We start from the raw sequence: 18,532 nt of genomic DNA on the forward strand, positions 1-18,532 counted from the left end.
TTTTTGCACAGTCTTCGAAAGTCGGAGACCGGTCCCTCGCGGGCCTGTCCGACAGTAACAAGGTAAAGCAGCGGCGACATGGCCACGACGTTCAACTGGATATATCTCGGAACTAGCAACCTCTCTCTCGACCCGTTCGAGGGAGATGCGGATTCGGAGTACGCGCGCTACTTTGAAGGCGATGTTTTCGGATCGACTACCGATCCACTGCACAACAACATCGCTGCGGCGACGATGATCGACCGCGGGGGGGATCCCGGCGCACTCGATACAGATAATTACGCGACGAACGATCAGTTCAGCACCGATATTGGTGACGGTGTTCAAACCTACACATTCGACGGCATCGCGGTCTACACCGCCACACTGACTTATGCTGACGGCACGTCGCAGCAAGTGAACGCTGTCATCGTGCAGGACAATCAAGGACACATGTTCCTTGCACCCGAAATGAACCTGTCCACGTCGCAAAGCGTGGCTGACACAGCTGCTTACGAATATGGCCCGATCGTTTCCATTCGGCTGGATCACGCGGAAACGTATACGGCGACCAACTTCGGGACGGATCGCCTCCAGACCGGTTTCGACGATGGCTACGTCGACGGCACCGACGGGGCGGACCGCATCGACGTGAACTACGTCGAGTCGATCGCGAATGGCTCGGATCGCGTGGACAATAACGATGCGGGCCTCGCGGGCAGCAGCGGAAATGACGACTACATCCGCGCCTATGGCGGCAACGATACCGTGCTGGCCGGGCTCGGAAACGACACGGTCGATGGCGGCACGGGCGACGATTCGATCGACGGCGGGTCGGGCAACGACTCGCTGATCGGCGGCGCGGGCAACGACTCGCTCGATGGCGGGGCGGGGACCGATACGCTCGACGGCGGCACGGGCAACGACACGCTGCATGGCGGTGCGGGCGGCGATATCCTCTCGGGCGGCACGGGGATGGATTATGTCGACTATTCGGACTCCGCGAGCCCGGTCGACATCAACCTCGGCGCGGGCAGGGCCACGGGCGGCGATGCGACGGGCGACACGCTCAGCGGCGTCGACGGGATTTACGGCTCGGCGGGCAACGACACGCTGATCGGCTTCGACGGCGCCTCCTCGGACCCGACGGACGGCTACACCAACGTCTTCTACGGCAATGGCGGCGACGACTATATCGACGGCGCGGGCGCGGATGACATCCTCTACGGTGGCACCGGTAACGACACCGTTCTGGGCGGGTCGGGCAATGACGCGCTTTACGGCGACGCAGGCAATGACAGCCTCGTTGGCGGCACCGGCAATGACACGCTGTTCGGTGGCGACGGGAACGACGTCCTGCAGGGCGACGCAGGCAGTGATCAGCTCTATGGCGGCGCGGGCAATGACACGCTCTCGGGCGGTGGCGGCGACACTCTCGTTGGTGGCGCGGATGCCGACAGGTTCATCGACCTCGTCCCCGGCGACACGATCGACGGCTCGGAGACGGGCGACGATTTCGACATCATCGACCTCAGCGACTGGGGCTGGGACAATGTCGCCGTGCATCGTGACGCGGCGAACCCGGAAAACGGCACGATCGATTTCTATGATGGCAATGGCGCGGTCGTCGGCACGGTCAGTTTCTCGAATATCGAAAAGGTCATCCCCTGCTTCACGCCGGGCACGCTGATCGCGACGCATAAGGGAGAGCGCGCGGTCGAAAGCCTGCAGGTCGGCGACCGCATCCTGACCCGCGACAGCGGCTTCCAGCCCATCCGCTGGATCGGTACCCGCGCGCTCAGCGCTGCGGAACTGCTGGCCAAGCCGGAATTCCGGTCGATCAAGATCGCACCGGGTGCGCTGGGCGCGAACCAGCCCGAGCGCGAGATGCGCGTCTCGCCGCAGCACCGCATCCTGCTGACCGGGCCGCGCGCGCAGCTGATCGCGGGCGAGCCGGAGGTGCTGGCCGCAGCGCGCCACCTCGTCGGGCTGCCGGGGATCGAGATCGACGAGGAGGCCGAGGCGGTCACCTATATCCACGTGATGTTCGACAATCACGAGATCGTTTTCTCCGACGGGCTCTGGACCGAAAGCTTCCAGCCGGGGCAGGCGACGATGAACGAGATGGATCAGGCGCAGCGGGCCGAATTGCTCGCGCTCTTTCCGGAACTGGACGGCGAAGTCGAGAGCTACCTCGCCGCGCGGCCCAGCCTGAAACGCCATGAGGCCCGGATCATCGCGGCCGCCTGACCCGGCGCGCCCTTGCGTTTCCCCGCTCCGGATCGCTACAGGGGTTATTGACCCGTGGATCAATAATAGGAGCGCGCCGCAATGCCTGACCTCGAAACCGCCGCCAAGGACGACAGCAAGCCGCGCCCGAACATCCTGATCCTGATGGTCGATCAGCTCAACGGGACGCTCTTTCCCGACGGTCCGGCGGAGTGGCTGCACACGCCCAACCTGCGCAAGCTGGCGGAACGCTCGGTGCGGTTCGAGAATGCCTATACCGGCTCGCCGCTCTGTGCGCCCGGTCGCGCGGCCTTCATGTCGGGACAGCTTCCCTCGCGCAACGGCGTCTATGACAACGCGGCCGAGTTCCGCTCGGACATTCCGACCTATGCCCACCACCTGCGCCGCGCGGGCTACCAGACCTGCCTCTCGGGCAAGATGCATTTCGTGGGCCCCGATCAGCTTCACGGTTTCGAAAACCGCCTGACCACCGATATCTACCCCGCCGATTTCGGCTGGACCCCGGATTACCGCAAACCCGGCGAGCGGATCGACTGGTGGTATCACAACATGGGGTCCGTCACCGGCGCCGGCGTTGCCGAGATTTCCAACCAGATGGAATATGACGACAACGTCGCCCATGAAGCGAAGATGAAGCTCTACGATCTGGCGCGGGGCAACGATGCGCGCCCGTGGATGCTCACCGTCAGCTTTACCCATCCGCACGACCCCTACGTCGCGCGCAAGAAATACTGGGATCTCTACGAGGATTGCGACCATCTCGAGCCCGAGGTCGGCACCATCCCCTACGCGGAGCAGGACAACCACTCGAAGCGGATTTTCGATGCCAATGACTGGCGCGAGTTCACCATCACCACCGAGGATATCCGCCGCTCGCGCCGGGCCTATTTCGCGAACCTGTCCTATCTCGACGACAAGATCGGCGAGCTGCTGCAGGTGCTGGAAGACACGCGCCAAGAGGCGACGATCCTCTTCGTCTCCGATCACGGTGACATGCTGGGCGCGCGGGGGCTGTGGTTCAAGATGAGCTTCTACGAGGGCTCGGCGCGCGTGCCGCTGATGATCTCGGCGCCGGGGCTGGAGCCGGGGCTAGTCTCCGATCCGGTCTCGACGATCGACGTCACGCCGACGCTGTGTGATCTGGCGGGCATCTCGATGGACGAGATCGCCCCGTGGATCGACGGGCAGACCCTGCTGCCGCAGGCCAAGCGCGAGCCCCGCAAAGAGGCGGTGGCGATGGAATATGCCGCCGAGGCCTCTTACGCGCCGCTCGTGAGCCTGCGCAAAGGGCGCTACAAGCTGAACCTGTGCAACCTCGATCCCGATCAGCTTTTCGACGTCGAAGCCGATCCGCATGAGTTGACCAACCTCGCGGGCGACCCCGCCCATGCCGAGGCCTATGCCGCGCTGAAGGCCGAAGCCGCCGCGCGCTGGGATCTGGATCGTTTCGACGCGGACGTCCGGGCCAGTCAGGCGCGCCGCTGGGTCGTCTACGAGGCGCTCAGCCAGGGCGGCCAGTACCCGTGGGATTACCAGCCGCTCAAGAAAGCCTCCGAGGCCTATATGCGCAATCACATGGACCTTAACGTGCTGGAAGAAAACAAACGCTTCCCGCGCGGTGAGTAAGGGCGCACGGTCCGGGGCGTGCCAGCCTCGGGCCAATCCCTGGCGCCTTTCACTACCCCGTGAGCGCCTTTCCGGAACGCCGCGCCGCCCTAAGCTGTTGTCCAACCCAACAGGCAGACAGGAGATCGACCATGAGCGTTCCGACCCTCACCCTCAATGACGGCATCAAGATCCCGCAGCTCGGCCTCGGCGTCTGGAAAATGGACGATGCCGATACGCCCGCCATCATCGAAAACGCCCTCGACGCGGGCTATCGCCATATCGACACCGCCGCCGCTTACGGCAACGAGGCGGGCGTGGGCCGCGGCATCGCGCAAAGCGGCGTGGCGCGCGAAGATATCTTCGTGACCTCGAAGCTCTGGAACGACCGGCAGGGCTATGACGAGACCAAGCGCGCCTTCGACGAGACGATGGGCAAGCTGGGCTTCGACTATCTCGACCTCTACCTGATCCACTGGCCGATGCCCGCGAAGGACAAATATGTCGAGGCGTGGAAAGCCCTGATCGAGCTGCGCGACGCAGGCCGCATCCGCGCGATCGGGGTGTCGAACTTCCTGCCCGACCATCTCGAGCGGCTGATCGAGGAGGCCGGCGAGGCGCCCGCGATCAACCAGATCGAGCTGCATCCGCGCTTCCAGCAGGCTGCGCAGCGCGAGGTGCATGAGAAGCTCGGCATCACCACCGAATGCTGGTCGCCGCTGGGGCAGGGCGAGGCGCTCTCGAACCCGATCCTCACCGAGATCGCGGCGCGCTACGGCAAATCGGCGGCGCAGGTGATCCTGCGCTGGCAGGTGCAGCTGGGCTGCGTGACGATCCCGAAATCCGCCAATCACGAGCGGATGCGCGAGAATATCGACGTGTTCGATTTCGAGTTGACCGAGGGAGAGATGGCGCAGATCAAGGATATCGACGCTGCAGAAGGCCGCATCGGGCCGGACCCCGCCACCGCCGATTTCTGAGAGGGCCGATGGGTCATGCCACCCCGGCGACACAGGCGCTGACCCGCGCCAAGCTCGCCTTCGAACTGCACGAATATGCCTATGAGGCCGGTCAGGAGAAGATCGGCCTCCATGCGGCCAGTGCGCTCGGAGTGGAGCCTTCGCGGGTTCTCAAGACCCTGATGGTCGAGGTGGATGGCAAGCCTGCCTGCGCGGTGATCCCGTCTGACGCGACGCTGTCGATGAAGAAGGTGGCTGCGGCCTTCAGGGGTAAATCCGCGAAGATGATGGAGCCCGCCAAGGCCGAGAAGCTGACCGGGTTTCGCACCGGCGGCATCAGCCCCTTCGGGCAGAAACGCGCAAGCCCGGTGGCGTTCGAGCAGAGCGCGCTTGGCTACGAGACGATCATCCTGAACGGCGGCAAGCGCGGGCTGATGATCGAACTTCGTCCCGCTGCGGCGCTGTCAGCCGCGCGGGCCGAGGCAAAGCCCCTCATCGCCGATCAGTGACCGCCCATCCCCTTGCGAATGCGCCGGATCATCACCCAGACCGCGAGGATCACGATCGGCGTCAGCCCCGCCATCATCAGCTCTTTGCTTAGCCCGATCTTCTTCGAGAGCGGATAGGCGAGATAGCCCGCGACCGAGATCGCGTAATAGCTGATCGCGACCACCGACAGCCCCTCGACCGTGTGCTGCAGGCGCAGTTGAAGGTCCGAGCGGCGATCCATGCTTTCTAGCACTTTCTGGTTCTGCGCCGAGCGTTCCACATCGACCCGCGTGCGTAGCAGTTCGCCCGCGCGCGCCGCCCGCGTCACCATCTGGCGGAGCCGCGTCTCGGCCGAATTCACCGTGCGCACCGCCGGGTCGTAGCGCCGCGCAATGAATTCGCTCAGCTTCTGACGCCCCTCGAAGCGGCTTTCGCGCAGGGCCTCCACCCGCTCGCGCACGATCGCCTCATAGGCGCCGGTCGCGGAGAAGCGGAAGGAATGCTGCACCGCGAGGCTCTCCAACTCGGCCGAGATTTCCAGCAGGTCGTGCAGCGTCTCTTCGGCGGAATTGGCGTCATTGCCCATCCCGTCGACGATCTCGGTCAGGCGTGGATCGAGCGCATTGAGCCGCTTCGACAGGTCGCGCGCCCGCGCAAGCCCCAGCATCGACATCGCGCGATAGGTCTCCAACTCGCAAAGCCGCTGCACCGTGCGTCCGATCCGCCCGGGTCCAGTGCCGGGCCGCGCGAAGACGGCAAAGCGCATCTGCCCGTTCGGGTCGATCCGGAAATCGCCCGCGACCACCGCCGCCCCGTCGAGCACCCAGGTGCAGACGAGGCTCTCGGTGACGAACCATTGCTCCAGCAGCGGCGATATGTCGTCGGGGTTCTCGGGCAGCTCCTCGATGCGGATCTGCACCGCGGCGATCCGCCCGCCGGGCGCGGCATCGATCCAGCTATCGGGGTAGATTTCGGTCTCCGCCGGGTCGAAGGCGCGCGACGACACGCCCTTGCCGAAAGCGAGATAGGTGGTGAATTCGGTATGGCTTTCCCATTTCACCTCGTGGCGCCCGATCTTGCCGCCGTAATGGGTAATCCCCGCCTTCGGCTGCGCCGCGCCATGACGCGTCAGAAGGTCGACGAGGTGATCGTGATCCTTGCTGCGGTCGCGATTGGCGGCATCGCGCGGCTCCTTGAAGGCGACATAGACCGCATGTCCCGGCACGCCGAGTTTCGGATAGGGGCGGGCGTGCAGTTCGTTCACAAGCGCATAGCGCTGGGGATGGTCGGGCAGGTGGGGCTTTGGATCGGCGGTCATCTCATAGGTCTCGCTCACGCGGGTGTTACCCTCTAGCTGCGGCGAAATTCCCCGCTGATCAAGCGTTTGACGGCATGCATCGGAATACCGGGCAAATCTGCCACAGCGCCGCGCGGACCGCGACGGGGCAGGGGGCCTAACCCGACCGATAGTTGTTAGCGGAGTGCCTCTGCAGTGCTTAACTGGCTAATGGTACCGGACTGCGCCGGTACGTTCCGATTGCTGATCAGCCAATGAGGCCCGTGATAACGAGAAAAGGGCGCGGAATACACCGCGCCCTTTCTGTTCGTCTTGGATGATTTAAGCCCCGTTAGCCTTCGCTGGCGTTGTCCGGCTTCCCGAGCGCAGCGCGTGCAACGCCTTCGTGGCTACGGGCGGCACCAGCCTTCTCGATCCGCTGCGCGATTTCGTCGCGCACGCGATCCGGGCAGTCGGGATGATTTGCGATCCGTTTGGCGTTGGCGAGCGTGGCGGTTTCGCTGAACATGCGGAAGAACTCGACTGCTTTGGGCGTACCTGCAAGTTGTGCCAAGACGCTCTCGAGGCTTGCGAAAAGGGCTTTATTCGCGCGGTCATGTTCGCGGTGCTGATCAAGAGCGATCTGCGCCGTGAGGTTTTCCGCCCGCGCTTTCATTTGCCGTTGGCGGTCGGTCATGCGGTTCCAGTCGATGACAGGATGCCGGTTTTTCTGTGCCATGTAGTCCAATCCTTTTCTGGCGGTCATTGCAGCGTCCGCCTCGCGCCTGTCGCGGGGCTTCTCGGACGCTGTTCAGGAGGTGGGTTCATCGCGCTGAGCGCGGAAATCGAATTCGCGAACTTTTTCACGTTTTCTCGGTAGGGCCTCGATCGGTGTCGTCCGAGTGGGCGCGCGACAAGCGGCGGCGAAGCGCATTCAGCGGCAACGAAAGCGATCTGCGCGCTTGTGCGAGGCGCTCCCGGGCTTTGTCGGGCAGCGTTTTCGCGATCTCAAGAAGTGCTGCGTCCGCCGCCTTGATCTGGGTGAACTCATCATCGAGTTCGGCGCGTGCTTCTTTGCGTGCTCGTTGTCGCAGGACCTCGAGCGCACGCCCGAATAGGCGCAGCACCGGCGTTAGTGTTTCGGCTTGAGCGGCCTGTGGCGCCGTCTCGTCCGCGTCGGGGACAATATCCACGCGGCCTTCAGCCACGGCAGCCGCGACATCGAGCACGGACTGTGCGTCATGTTGCTGCTGGGTGACGGTACGCACTTGATCTGCAAGCGCCGATTTTTCGGCAGCGAGGGTTTCCTCAGTCTGCTTCACCGCCTTGTCGCGGCTGGCCAGCTCAATCTCCTGACGCTCGCGCCATTTTCTTGGACTGACGTGATCGCGATGGTTTGGCAACGCGACCTCGGCTCCAGGATCGGCCGCCCCATTCGCGCGCGCTTCGCGGACTTTCCTGTTGTGCTTGAGAGCCTCACGCAGGGCTTGCTTGCGACGCTCGCCGCGCTGGAGCCCGATCTCCTCGAACCATGCGCCGACGCTATCTTGCGCCTTCTCGTAACTGCGGATCAGCGGGTGGACCGCCGGCTGCAGCATACGCCGACCATCCTTTGTCACTGCGCGGGGAATGATCACGGCGTGGATATGATATGCTGTTTCGTCGAGATCGGCGCGTGCATGAACGCAGTCATCGCCGAAGTTCGTCACGAGCCACTCCTTGGCCCGCGTCTCGAATTGCATTTCTCGCGTCGGTCCGCTCTCCCCGAAAAACTCGGTGAGGTCTTTGTCGAACCATTCCTTATTTACGGTCAGAATGATTTCGCGCAGCGGACCGTGTCGGGTTGCGCGCCAAGGGTCGCGCGGCCCCCGAAAAAGCGCGTTCTTAAGCTCCGTCTTCCGACGCCGCCGGCGCAGTTGCTCCAATTCGAGGAGATGGTTTGCATGGCGCATGTCTTGGATCTCGTCCCAAGCATCTTGCGCCCAACTCTCGGAGCCGATGAGGCGCCGGTTTTGCGCCATGAGAGTGCGTTCGCAATGGCCGTGGTCGCCCCCACGGCGCATCCGGTGCTTCTCGTAACCGGCAAGATTGCGGGGGTGCATGCCTTGCATGCGCATGACGATTGGGTAGTGGGTTTTCGTTGCTGATGACATAGTCGATCTCCGTGCTTGTGAGATCGATGTGGGTTCATGTCATTTTGCGCGGAAATCGCTGTGAATTTCCCCCGTTATCTACCCGGGAGGTGCTTGATAGGAGAGCGTCGGGGATGCTCAAGCGACGATGGGAGGCTCAGCCATAAAGGTCGGGGATCTGCCATTCGCTGTGGTATGGTCGAAAGTCATCGAGGGCCGGCAAAGCGGAAGTACGCTGCGGTTGGGGTACGTGACCTGTAAGGGGGGAAGAACGTATCATGTACTTACCGCTTACCTAGAACCGTTCAGCGACGTGTACAGGCGCACCATGAAGCAGGACTACAAGCACAACCACTACGTACCTGAATGGTATCAGAAGCGCTTCCTTCCGGTGGGGCAGCACAAGCAATGGTATTTGGATCTGCGCCCGGATCGTGTGACAAACAATGGCCGCTCCTACACGCGGCGTGCGCAGTTGCATTGGGGGCCTGCCAAGTGTTTCGCGCAAGACGACCTCTATACGACCAGATGGGGCAGCATCGAAAACCGCGACATTGAGCGTTTCTTTTTCGGACAGCTTGATAGCAGCGCTCCCGCCGCAGTCGCACACTTTGCAGACTTTGAATTCAACTCCGAGTCAGGTGACGCATTCAATACGCTTCTGCCATACATGAGTGTCCAGAAACTTCGCACGCCAAAGGGGTTGGGATGGCTTCGATCCATCCTTGGCGGTATCAGCAAAAACAGAACCCTCCATGAAATGCAGCGGATTCAAAACATCTTCTGCAACATCTGGGGCGAAGCTGTCTGGCAGATTGCGGATGCCAGCAAATCGCCAACGAAATTCATTATTTCTGACCATCCCGTGGTCGCATACAACCGCGAATGCTTCCCGGCGTCCAAATGGTGCGCGGGCTACAATGATCCCGATATCCGCATGGTCGCAACTCACACATACTTCCCGCTATCGCCGGATAAGCTTCTCATCCTCACGAATCTTACATGGGTGCGCGACCCGTTCCAGAACGCTTTCAAGCTGAGGCCAAACCCGAAGTATTTTCGACCGGCGGCGCTTTTCAATATGATGGATATTCAGCACTGTCGGCATCTCTCCGAGGAAGAAGTTGTCGAAATCAATTACGTCACCAAACGGAGCGCCTTTCGGTACATCGCTTCTCCGGTCAAAGAATGGCTGTTTCCTGAGAAGCGTCTACGCTCGACACACTGGCGAAAGCTGGGAGACGGATATCTATTCATGCCAGACCCGCGCCATATCCATGGCGGAGGAACGACTCTCGTCGGCTTTGAAGGTGGCGGTAGCGACGGATGGGACGCTTACGGTCGCAAGCCTTGGCAAGAGGGGTATGAGGATAAGAAGCTGGAAGAACACGAATGGCAGACCATGCAGAAATTCAAGGCGGAATGGTCGGCTGAAATGGGGCCATGCTATCGAGGAGTCAAATTTGATTACGGCGCCCGTGAAGTTCGCTGGTCAATGGGCAATGACTATCACAAGTCAGAGTGCGAACGGGATAAAGAGTACCTTAGGCTTCCGGGGGAGAAAGCGCGGCGGCGACGGTTGAAGCGGGCTTCATCAGGCTTGAAAGATTAGACCTCCGTGAGGCAAACTATCTCGAACGATGGCCGCGCACCGAAAGCACGAAAATATTTCTTCGTTATAGAAAGACTGCATTTCGAGCGCCCTTGGCGCAATAAATGAAAAGGTGGCGTCCACCGCTAGGCGGCCTCCAGTCTCCCAACAGCATGGCAACACGCAACATCTTGTGCTAGTCAGGTGTCCCCACGTCAGTGCATGCTAGAAGCGAAGCCATGTTTTTCTTATGTTCTGGCAAACTACCGAGTCAGAGGGGCGCGAAGATGAGCAAAGAAGAAATCAAGACTGAGCAAATTGAGAGGATGGTTGCAAAGCCGGATTACTCGCGCATTTCGATCAAGTCTCAACAACCGATGGCAAGCGCACCTTCCGCACCACCGCCGCCTAAACCGAAGCGCTGAGTATGGCAAAGAAACCTACGCCACCGCCAAAGCCCAAACCTGTCCCGCGTCAGCGGGGAGAGGTTCGGGTGCAAGGATCGCAACAGCCCCGTGCTGCTGCACCGGGTACACCACCACCACCCAAACCAAAAAGGTAGAGCATGCCCAACACGCCCCCTAAGCCGTCCACTGCTAGAGTTGTCGTTGAAAGATCACAGAAACCTGTTGCCAGCAAGCCGGCATCGTCACCACCTCCTAAGCCGAAAAGGTAATGCAATGACTAAAAAACCGTCCGCACCGCCTACGCCGCCGCGTCCTACAACGCCGCCGTCGCGTCCGATCCCGGAGACGAACACCCGCCCTATGCCTGCGACCCCGTCTTCGCCACCGCCACCCAAGAGGTAAAGCTATGCCATTTGAAGCGCAGTCAGGCGTTCAAGCGCAGTCAGGTGTCGGACCCGTCTATATCCCCGACAACGCCAGACCCATCCCCAGTGCTCCGGCTTCGCCGCCGCCGCCCAAGAAGTGAAGGGGCGTGCCGTATCCGAACCTCGGAGATTTCGCCCGCCGGAATGATTGTGATTTCCGGTCCCCAATCGCCATGCGATGGGTCCACTTTTTCCCATTCATCTGAGTCAGTCGCGCGATAATCGGTCACATACATTGCAATGGAGCCGTCTTGCCCCAGGATCATGGGGCCGAACGGCGCTTTCTTGAAATCGTCCAGCCGCTCACATTGCAACGTCGTGCCGTCTTTCTTAGCAACCGTTATTTGAGAGGGGCCGGAGTCTTCGCGACTAATGACGGTTTCCCATGCAGCGGTATTTCTATCCGCCGATGATATGCCTGCACTTCGCAGAAGCTCAGGAACGGCGCTCACGCTCGCCCGCCGCCATACTCCAGCCGCCGATAGAGCAACAATGATCCCACCAACGCTTGCTCCGTAGCCCACCCATAACGGCAATTCGCCGCCCGATGGGACCGGATATTTCCAGTTGTAGAGGATCAAGAGACCCGCTGACGCGGCCTGTGCCACAAATGAAAACACCAGCGCTATGGCAAGTGTGTCCAGTGTCCGGTGCGTCGTGTCGCGGCCCGTGTAGGCCAGACGATAGGACAGATAGCCCGCAACCAAGATGGCAAGGGTCTGGTAGGGCAATTGCAGGAGGTTTTTGAGGGCTTCCATCTTCACAGAAAACCATTGTTTGTTAGAGCGCACAACGTAGCAGTTTTGAGGGAAGCCCGTTTAGATGATTGGCAGCGATCACAGCATTTTCGCCCGGCAGGCGCCTCGTTCATGCATGGGGCTTATGGCGGCTTTCCGCCGGGAGCGGAAATGTGCTTGATGGCGGCTGAACGACCGCTTTGGCCCGTTCACTGCGCCCAAGCCGGAAGAGCGGGGAGCCGCCATTCGCTGAGTCCAGGACGAACGTCAGCGGTGCGCAGAAGCGCACCTTCTTGGCCTAGCGAACACCAACCTGTCGGGCGCCAAAAGCACTGTCTCCATCAAGTCCCAAAACCGAGCCAGCTTGGAACACGAGCGCCCAATCTGAAAGTGATCGCAGCCACGCTAGCTGGGAGAGGCGCTCACAACGCTCAAGGTCATTCAGTGAGATGGATGGAATTGTTGCACTAACCCCTCTCGAGTTGGTGCCAGATGCGAGTACCACAGATTTGGCTTGCGGCGAACGGGAAAGTCATTGATCTATTAACGCATGTGCGAGAAGCACTAGCCAGCGGTTAGCAATTTCACCATGCCGGATGCTGGGCGAACCAGCATTCACCTTCGCAACGGCCCCTGACTATCGCTATCCGCTGGCAATAAAAGACGGGATTAGAATGCTACGACTGATTGAGCGCGAGATTATAGCTGAAGCAAGGAAGCGGCTAGGTAAGCACTCTCAGAACGCATTCTATGCCCACAGATACCGAGGCATCTACAAAAAGCGAACCGGGAAGAGAGCAAAGAAGCCAAAAATATCCACGCCAAAATCGTGGGAGTTTGATAAACACTTTGACCCTAGGTACTGCATCAATCACTCTAAGTTTATCGCTCGGGGCCTTTGGAACAGTCTGCAACTTGGAGACTACGAGCCGCGCCCAGCTTTGCGTCATAGATATCCCAAGCCTGACGGTGGCATACGTAATATCGACGCGTTCAGTATACCTGACGCGGTAATTGCCTCTATTTTCATTAAGAACCTGAGGCGGAGAAACGCAAAAGTATTCTCCGATAGTAGCTTTGCGTACCAAGAGGGAAAGACACCTCTCGATGCGGTTTTGCGGGTTCGCTCGATACTGGGAGCTGAGAAAATATTTATTAGCCAGTATGACTTCAGTAAATACTTCGACAATATCGACCATAAGCATATCGAAACTTTGCTCGAGAAGAGCAGCCCATTTCAGACCACGCATATGGAGAGGCAGGTAATTCGCTCCATCCTAAAGCACAAATATTCCATTGATGGAATTATAGAGGAGCGGTCAGTCGGAACGCCCCAAGGGAACAGCATATCTTTGTTTGTTTCCAACTTAGCCGCCCACACATTAGATATGGAGCTTAGTAAGATTAGTGGTTCGTTTGCGCGATTTGCGGACGACAGCGTCGTAGTAAACTTTAACTACGAGGATGCTCTAAAATGCGCCGAGGCGTACAGAAGTTTTTCGCAGGCAAGCGGCGTCGAAATTAATGAGAAAAAGTCTACGGGAATTCGCATCCTCTCGGAAGTCGACTCCGAGATGCGCCACATAAGTGAGTTTACATTCCTCAGCTATAAATTCACTCCCCGAAAAGTGTTCGTGAGCGACAAATCGATCAGAGCAATCAAGGTGAGATGCGCGAAAATTATTTATATGCATCTATTACTTCACCCTCGCAGGGCGAGAAAAGTTTCGCCCAAAAGGATTGGGGGCGATTTTTATGATTGGGATCTCGTCACGTGTATGAACGAACTTCGAAAGTATATTTATGGAAATTTGAAGCAGAGTACGATAGATCTCTATCTTGATGGTGACATAAGTCTTAAAAACGTCCAAGGCGCAGTGTCTTATTTTAGCCTAGTTGAATCTGGAGAGCAATTCCGAGCACTAGATGGTTGGTTGATTGACGTACTCCATCGCGCCATCTCTGAACGCGCTCGATTGGTGCGTTCGACCACAGCAAAGAAGCTACACGAAGCCGTGACAAAAGATCAGTTAATTGACGGTTCTTGGTACAAGAGAAAAACTCCAATAATGGAAACTAATGCGCCGAGCTTTTTCAGCGCATGGCGTGCAAGTAGAAAGAGCCTAATGAGACATGGACTCGGAGGCGTAGATGCAGTGGGAGTGGGGTACAGTTACTCATGACTGGTGAAATTGATGAACGCGGCTATTACACCCACTTGGTCGGCATAATGCTTACGACTAGAGGTGTTCGCTTCTCCGTCGCTGAGAGCGAGCAAAGGAAGGAGAAATTCAGCATAGCCACTATAGCGCTGCTATCAGTGTACTTAGCTGGATGGTCATTGGCAGGGAGCCTTTTCCCGGAGATGTTCTCGTCTCTTCAAACTCGCGCTCTAAGCCTGATCTCCGTTGTGGCGTCAGTATCTCTGCTCGTCATCTCACTATTTGACTTTGCGGCAGGCAGGTCTGTTTACGCAGAAAAAATGTTACAAAACGCATTCACGATAACGGGAATTTTGCGAGAGACTGAAAGAGAGCTGGCAAAAGCACACCCCGACTACTCCGTTATTTCAAAACTTGCGGCTCGGTATGAAGAAAGCGTTCACGGTGTGGGCGTCAATCATACCAGTCAAGATTTTAAACTCTGGAAGCTTCAAAAAGAACATGCCTCGAGCCGCTGTCAAGCAGTTAGAATTTGGATCCATTCCAAGACTCTCCAGGTTTTCAACTTCACTTCCGTAATGATCTTCCAGATTGCCATACTATTTCTTATTTTCGCTTCAACGATTGGGGTCGTTCTTTGCCTTTAAGGCCGAAGCCGGTAGCGAGTGAATGCGTCCTGTTCGATATAGTTAAGCCGTGCGCCTTCACGCTCCATCTTCTCAATGCGCTTTCTTTCAGATTCAAAATCTTCCGACTTAACGGTCTTTAGCCATTCTCCGCCTGCTGTCTCTTCAAATGGCGACCAACGAAAACCAAAATCTCTCATTTTTTGACGCAACTCATAAGGCGCTTGGACACGAAAGACAAAGCTGGGCTGTCGAGCACTTTCCATAAGCTCTTCAAAAAACGACCTCCCGCTCGGAGATGCAAGGTTTAGAAGAGTTTCTAGCGCTGCGCAGTCATCAAGGGCACGATGACCTTCAAAGAAATAGCCATTTTCCAGAAGGAGGTACTTGAGCTTCGCGCTTTCGAAGCCGTACTTTCTCCACGGTACTTCCGTCAATGAGCAGGCCCAAGGCTTGTCCCCAAACTCCGGAAAAAGCCGCTCGCAGATCGGCCTGTCAAAGGCTGCGTTATGTGCGATCACAATATTGGCGAGAGAAAGTGCTCCAAGTATCTTCTCCTTAGATAGCCTCTTCCCCTTTACCATTTCAGGCGTGATGCCGGTCAAATATTGGATTTGCTCAGGAATTTTGCGATCTGGCTCCCTCATTTCGTTCCCGAAGTCTTTTACGTACTTGAGGTCGTGATCTTTGTAAGCCACCAGAAGAAAACCAAACTCGATCACCTCATCGGTGCGAAGATCGAGTCCCGTCGTCTCGGTGTCGACGATCATTGCATAGCGCAATTCATCGTTTGTACGAATTTTCGCTTTCTTTGGTTCGGGAACTTTCCGAAGAACCTTATAGCTGTCGCTTGCTTCCAGCTTAGTCGCGCATGCTTCGAGCTCTGGCAAAATGGGCTTGGTATCTGACATGTTCGTCTTTCGTCGATCGCGTGCTTAGAGGGACTTGACGTCCCACAGCAATATGCCTGCATTATCGTTTTCCAACACCCCTGCCAACCTTTACAGTCGCGCTCCAGTCCGCCTCTTACGACTTATCGCAGATGATGCCAGCTATTGGCGCGATCTTGGCAAATTCAGCGACGTTCCAGGATAGTTCATTGTAGTTATTTAGTGAGAAAGGAGTCGAAATCGCTTGGCTCTCAGCTCCGAACGTTGTGAACCGCCATCACGTCGAACGATGTAGAGCTATCTGAGCAAAGCGCGGCTTGAGGCGGTTGCGAGCCGCGCTGTTGACGGACGGCAAGTTCGCTACTTCCGGCAAGATCAATCTTGTCACATGTCGCTAATTGCAGCCACTCGCCCCAAAGAGCAACTGCGTATTCCTTCATACAAACTTCTTCCAGCCACGGCACAAACGGCCCGTTGGCAGGGGCCGCATCTCTCAGATACAGATCTGTCTTCGCTTGTTCTTTTTCTTTCGTTGTCCATACACAGAACATAATTCAATTGAGATAGCGTCTACCTTGCAATGGCAACTAGGTCCGCGGAGCCGACCTTGGCGTGCCAGACCTTGCTGCACGATGCCACGGATGGCCGGTTTGGGGAAGCTGCGCTGAAGCGGAGCCAGCTTGGCGAATGTCCGGAGAGGGTCGTTTCTAGTCTTCCTGCTGGAGGGAGGGGGAGTGGACATTAGCAGCACATACTAAGAATGCTCCGGAGAAGCCAAACGTAGACGTTCGATTAAACTGCCTCTGCAAGGCTTGGTCTTGCGACGACGCTGCTGGTATGTCCGCATCCTCACAGTCCGATTGCCTAAAGGATTACGTGATCCGTACGGTATTGCGCCGGTCCTTCCAAAATTCTCGAACGACAGTAGGTGAATTGTCGTCGAGAGTAGGTTATGTAGTGAAGGTATCTTTTAAAAATTACTAGGTCTCGTGTAGTGTCGCCTGGAAACTATCTTCGAAGTGTCTTAGCTCGTGAGCAAGTGGGCACTGGCCCGTTTTCGCCAGTGCGCGCCGTAGCTGCTACGCTTTCGCCGATGCTCAAGCATTGGGGTAGTGGGTACCTTCTTGCTATCGAGCCCAGCGGATCGTTCGCAAAGGGTACGGCTAATCAAAGTAGCACAGATATTGATCTCTTTTTGACGTTGTCCAGTAGTACGCCTGCGACACTGGCACAGATACGAAGCTCCCTCGGTAATTGCCTCAATCAGTATGGTTATCAGTATCGCGATCAAAACGTTTCTCTTGGTATCAATGTAGCTGGCAATCAGGTTGATTTGGTGCCAGGTAAACGTCAGGGGCAATATGGTACTGATCACAGCCTTTTTCGAAAAAAAGCCAACACTTGGACTAAGACTAATATTAAAACTCATATCAATCTGGTGCGAGGCAGCCGCCGCACTGAAGAAATCCGAGTTGTTAAGCTCTGGCGCGACCAATGGGGTTTGGAATTTCCCTCAATCTACCTTGAATTAGCAACTCTGGAAGCACTGCATGGAAGGCCGATCGGGCGACTACCTGAAAACGTCGCCGATGTATTGAGGTACTTCGCAGATCGCCTGACTGTCACACGTATCGTTGACCCAGCCAACACAAACAATGTGATATCTGATGAGCTATCAATCACGGGCAAGCAGGCAGTTGCCGCTGCTGCGCAGAGAGCTCTGATAGGTAGTTGGGAGCGCTTTGTAAGATGAGTGAATGGTCACTTCCTAAACTCTTCGCCAGCCTGCATCGCAAAATTGATACTGAGCTGGGTGTAGCCCGCGAGGCGCTCAATCATCCGGGAACGAAAGGTGACACCTCAGAAGCGATATGGATTGGCTTGCTGCGACAGTACCTTCCGGAGCGATACCGTGTGTGCAGTGCACATATTGTGGATAGTGACGGCGTTTTTAGCGATCAAATTGATATTGTTGTTTTTGACCGACAGTATTCGCCATTCGTTTTCGATTTTCTCGGCGCAAAAGTGGTTCCAGCTGAAAGCGTGTATGCCGTATTTGAAGCGAAGCAATCAATCAATGCATCGATGATCGACTACGCTAGAGACAAGGTGGCGACGGTTCGATCGCTTAGCAGAACAAGTATGCCTATCCCAACGGCTAACGGTCCTGCTGAGCCGGTGCCGCCGAAGCACATTATCGGTGGGTTGGTTGCGCTGGAGAGTGATTGGAAAAATCCGCCGCTGGGCGATGCGCTTCAGGCGAAATTGGATGCTGATCGGGACGTTTTGAAACGACTAGACCTCGGCTGCGTGGCAGCGCACGGCATTTTCAAATTTGACAATGAAGCTGCGATTCACGAGCGCTTCACATCGTCGTCGGCCACCACAAAATTTCTCTTTGAGTTGATAGCTCAATTGCAATCTCTTGGCACTGTTCCAATGATGGACATAAGGGCTTACAGCAAATGGCTCGATATTTGAGAGCCGCCGCTTAATGTCTGAATTGGAGGCTGCGACCGGAGTGTTCGGTGCTGAGTGAAGACGGCCGGAATAGGGTGATCGATGAGGTCTGCTCCCGATGATAATCCACGCCGGTTAGAGCTTCCCGACGACTGGATCGTTCGCTCGCTATCCACTCCAGCCGCAGCTGCATAGCACTCCCCAATTCCAAACGCCTTCACGCAACCGGTGCGCAGGGTCCTCTACTCACTAGACAGGCCGCGCAATCGTCCTTCGGCCGATAGCGCGTCCCGTGCGTTCGCTGGGGCACAGCCCCAGACCCGGCGCCGCTGCGCGCCGCATGGGGGAAGCTCCACATCCCCCAAACCCCCAGGGCAGGGATCGTTCGCCACTTTCCCTGCACCCTAAGGCGCCCATCCGGCGGACCGGGGGAGACTTTCGCCAATCTCCCCGGACCCTCTCGGCGTCCTTCCGACGGATCGAAGAGGCGCGCGCCACCCTCTCCGAACTCTCCCGGCGCCCCCGGCGGGTCGAGAGGGATGTC

At 57.7% G+C, this 18,532-nt stretch carries 15 protein-coding genes; 10 read left to right on the forward strand and 5 right to left on the reverse strand.

Annotation, left to right across the window (positions count from 1 at the left end; all coding sequences use genetic code 11):
- Nucleotides 1-78 precede the first annotated feature (78 nt).
- The 4 genes from AC2TZ7_RS09160 to ybaK all read left to right on the forward strand — a co-directional run bounded on the left by AC2TZ7_RS09160 (nucleotide 79) and on the right by ybaK (nucleotide 5,302).
- On the forward strand, nucleotides 79-2,229 hold the full coding sequence (locus AC2TZ7_RS09160) for a Hint domain-containing protein (protein WP_489866674.1): 2,151 nt from the start codon (nucleotides 79-81) through the stop codon (nucleotides 2,227-2,229).
- 81 nt (nucleotides 2,230-2,310) lie between these two features.
- Entirely contained in the window at nucleotides 2,311-3,855 is a 1,545-nt protein-coding gene (gene betC / locus AC2TZ7_RS09165) for a choline-sulfatase (protein ID WP_489866675.1), read from the forward strand.
- Between the two features lie 131 nt (nucleotides 3,856-3,986).
- Nucleotides 3,987-4,814, forward strand: coding sequence for an aldo/keto reductase (locus tag AC2TZ7_RS09170; RefSeq protein ID WP_489866676.1), 828 nt, complete (start codon nucleotides 3,987-3,989; stop codon nucleotides 4,812-4,814).
- A gap of 8 nt (nucleotides 4,815-4,822) precedes the next feature.
- Entirely contained in the window at nucleotides 4,823-5,302 is a 480-nt protein-coding gene (gene ybaK / locus AC2TZ7_RS09175; RefSeq protein WP_489866677.1) for a Cys-tRNA(Pro) deacylase, read from the forward strand.
- On the opposite strand, the gene AC2TZ7_RS09180 is transcribed toward ybaK, so the two are convergent.
- The 3 genes from AC2TZ7_RS09180 to AC2TZ7_RS09190 form a co-directional block, all read right to left on the reverse strand.
- A complete protein-coding gene (locus AC2TZ7_RS09180; RefSeq protein ID WP_489866801.1) occupies nucleotides 5,296-6,600 on the reverse strand; it encodes a DUF3422 family protein in 1,305 nt (434 codons plus the stop codon). The genes ybaK and AC2TZ7_RS09180 overlap by 7 nt on opposite strands.
- 310 nt (nucleotides 6,601-6,910) lie before the next feature.
- A complete protein-coding gene (locus AC2TZ7_RS09185) occupies nucleotides 6,911-7,324 on the reverse strand; it encodes a hypothetical protein (RefSeq protein ID WP_489866678.1) in 414 nt (137 codons plus the stop codon).
- 97 nt (nucleotides 7,325-7,421) lie between these two features.
- Complete coding sequence (locus AC2TZ7_RS09190; protein ID WP_489866679.1) at nucleotides 7,422-8,711, reverse strand: plasmid recombination protein; 1,290 nt, start codon at nucleotides 8,709-8,711, stop codon at nucleotides 7,422-7,424.
- Nucleotides 8,712-9,018: 307 nt separating this feature from the next.
- On the opposite strand from AC2TZ7_RS09190, the gene AC2TZ7_RS09195 reads away from it, so the two are divergent.
- Nucleotides 9,019-10,302, forward strand: a complete 1,284-nt coding sequence (locus tag AC2TZ7_RS09195; RefSeq protein WP_489866680.1) for a DUF4238 domain-containing protein — start codon at nucleotides 9,019-9,021, stop codon at nucleotides 10,300-10,302.
- A 266-nt stretch (nucleotides 10,303-10,568) separates the two neighbouring features.
- Nucleotides 10,569-10,706 (forward strand): hypothetical protein, encoded by a 138-nt coding sequence (locus tag AC2TZ7_RS09200; protein WP_489866681.1) that lies wholly within the window; start codon nucleotides 10,569-10,571, stop codon nucleotides 10,704-10,706.
- A 424-nt stretch (nucleotides 10,707-11,130) separates the two neighbouring features.
- Here the strand turns inward: AC2TZ7_RS09200 and AC2TZ7_RS09205 are convergent, their stop codons facing one another.
- A complete protein-coding gene (locus AC2TZ7_RS09205; RefSeq protein ID WP_489866682.1) occupies nucleotides 11,131-11,877 on the reverse strand; it encodes a hypothetical protein in 747 nt (248 codons plus the stop codon).
- A 569-nt stretch (nucleotides 11,878-12,446) separates the two neighbouring features.
- On the opposite strand from AC2TZ7_RS09205, the gene AC2TZ7_RS09210 reads away from it, so the two are divergent.
- Nucleotides 12,447-14,033, forward strand: coding sequence for a reverse transcriptase domain-containing protein (locus AC2TZ7_RS09210; RefSeq protein ID WP_489866683.1), 1,587 nt, complete (start codon nucleotides 12,447-12,449; stop codon nucleotides 14,031-14,033).
- Nucleotides 14,030-14,659, forward strand: coding sequence for an SLATT domain-containing protein (locus AC2TZ7_RS09215; RefSeq protein ID WP_489866684.1), 630 nt, complete (start codon nucleotides 14,030-14,032; stop codon nucleotides 14,657-14,659). Before AC2TZ7_RS09210 ends, AC2TZ7_RS09215 begins: the two co-directional genes overlap by 4 nt.
- Here the strand turns inward: AC2TZ7_RS09215 and AC2TZ7_RS09220 are convergent.
- Nucleotides 14,656-15,549, reverse strand: coding sequence for a 3'-5' exonuclease (locus AC2TZ7_RS09220; protein WP_489866685.1), 894 nt, complete (start codon nucleotides 15,547-15,549; stop codon nucleotides 14,656-14,658). The two genes, AC2TZ7_RS09215 and AC2TZ7_RS09220, sit on opposite strands and share 4 nt — an antisense overlap.
- A 1,072-nt stretch (nucleotides 15,550-16,621) precedes the next feature.
- Between AC2TZ7_RS09220 and AC2TZ7_RS09225 the strand changes: the two genes are divergently transcribed.
- Nucleotides 16,622-17,281 carry a nucleotidyltransferase family protein gene (locus tag AC2TZ7_RS09225; RefSeq protein WP_489866686.1) on the forward strand — a complete coding sequence of 220 codons (660 nt, stop codon included), beginning with the start codon at nucleotides 16,622-16,624 and terminating at the stop codon, nucleotides 17,279-17,281.
- Nucleotides 17,278-18,009 carry a DUF6602 domain-containing protein gene (locus AC2TZ7_RS09230; protein WP_489866687.1) on the forward strand — a complete coding sequence of 244 codons (732 nt, stop codon included), beginning with the start codon at nucleotides 17,278-17,280 and terminating at the stop codon, nucleotides 18,007-18,009. Before AC2TZ7_RS09225 ends, AC2TZ7_RS09230 begins: the two co-directional genes overlap by 4 nt.
- Nucleotides 18,010-18,532 lie beyond the last annotated feature (523 nt).

The organism is Thioclava sp. ISO4 (assembly GCF_058105145.1).

Bases quoted from the DNA above. Each gene is read 5' to 3' on its own strand.
- AC2TZ7_RS09160 (WP_489866674.1), top strand. From the start codon at position 79: ATGGCCACGACGTTCAACTGGATATATCTCGGAACTAGCAACCTCTCT.
- betC (WP_489866675.1), top strand. From the start codon at position 2,311: ATGCCTGACCTCGAAACCGCCGCCAAGGACGACAGCAAGCCGCGCCCG.
- AC2TZ7_RS09170 (WP_489866676.1), top strand. From the start codon at position 3,987: ATGAGCGTTCCGACCCTCACCCTCAATGACGGCATCAAGATCCCGCAG.
- ybaK (WP_489866677.1), top strand. From the start codon at position 4,823: ATGGGTCATGCCACCCCGGCGACACAGGCGCTGACCCGCGCCAAGCTC.
- AC2TZ7_RS09180 (WP_489866801.1), bottom strand. From the start codon at position 6,600: ATGACCGCCGATCCAAAGCCCCACCTGCCCGACCATCCCCAGCGCTAT.
- AC2TZ7_RS09185 (WP_489866678.1), bottom strand. From the start codon at position 7,324: ATGACCGCCAGAAAAGGATTGGACTACATGGCACAGAAAAACCGGCAT.
- AC2TZ7_RS09190 (WP_489866679.1), bottom strand. From the start codon at position 8,711: ATGTCATCAGCAACGAAAACCCACTACCCAATCGTCATGCGCATGCAA.
- AC2TZ7_RS09195 (WP_489866680.1), top strand. From the start codon at position 9,019: ATGAAGCAGGACTACAAGCACAACCACTACGTACCTGAATGGTATCAG.
- AC2TZ7_RS09200 (WP_489866681.1), top strand. From the start codon at position 10,569: ATGAGCAAAGAAGAAATCAAGACTGAGCAAATTGAGAGGATGGTTGCA.
- AC2TZ7_RS09210 (WP_489866683.1), top strand. From the start codon at position 12,447: ATGCTGGGCGAACCAGCATTCACCTTCGCAACGGCCCCTGACTATCGC.
- AC2TZ7_RS09215 (WP_489866684.1), top strand. From the start codon at position 14,030: ATGACTGGTGAAATTGATGAACGCGGCTATTACACCCACTTGGTCGGC.
- AC2TZ7_RS09220 (WP_489866685.1), bottom strand. From the start codon at position 15,549: ATGTCAGATACCAAGCCCATTTTGCCAGAGCTCGAAGCATGCGCGACT.
- AC2TZ7_RS09225 (WP_489866686.1), top strand. From the start codon at position 16,622: ATGCTCAAGCATTGGGGTAGTGGGTACCTTCTTGCTATCGAGCCCAGC.
- AC2TZ7_RS09230 (WP_489866687.1), top strand. From the start codon at position 17,278: ATGAGTGAATGGTCACTTCCTAAACTCTTCGCCAGCCTGCATCGCAAA.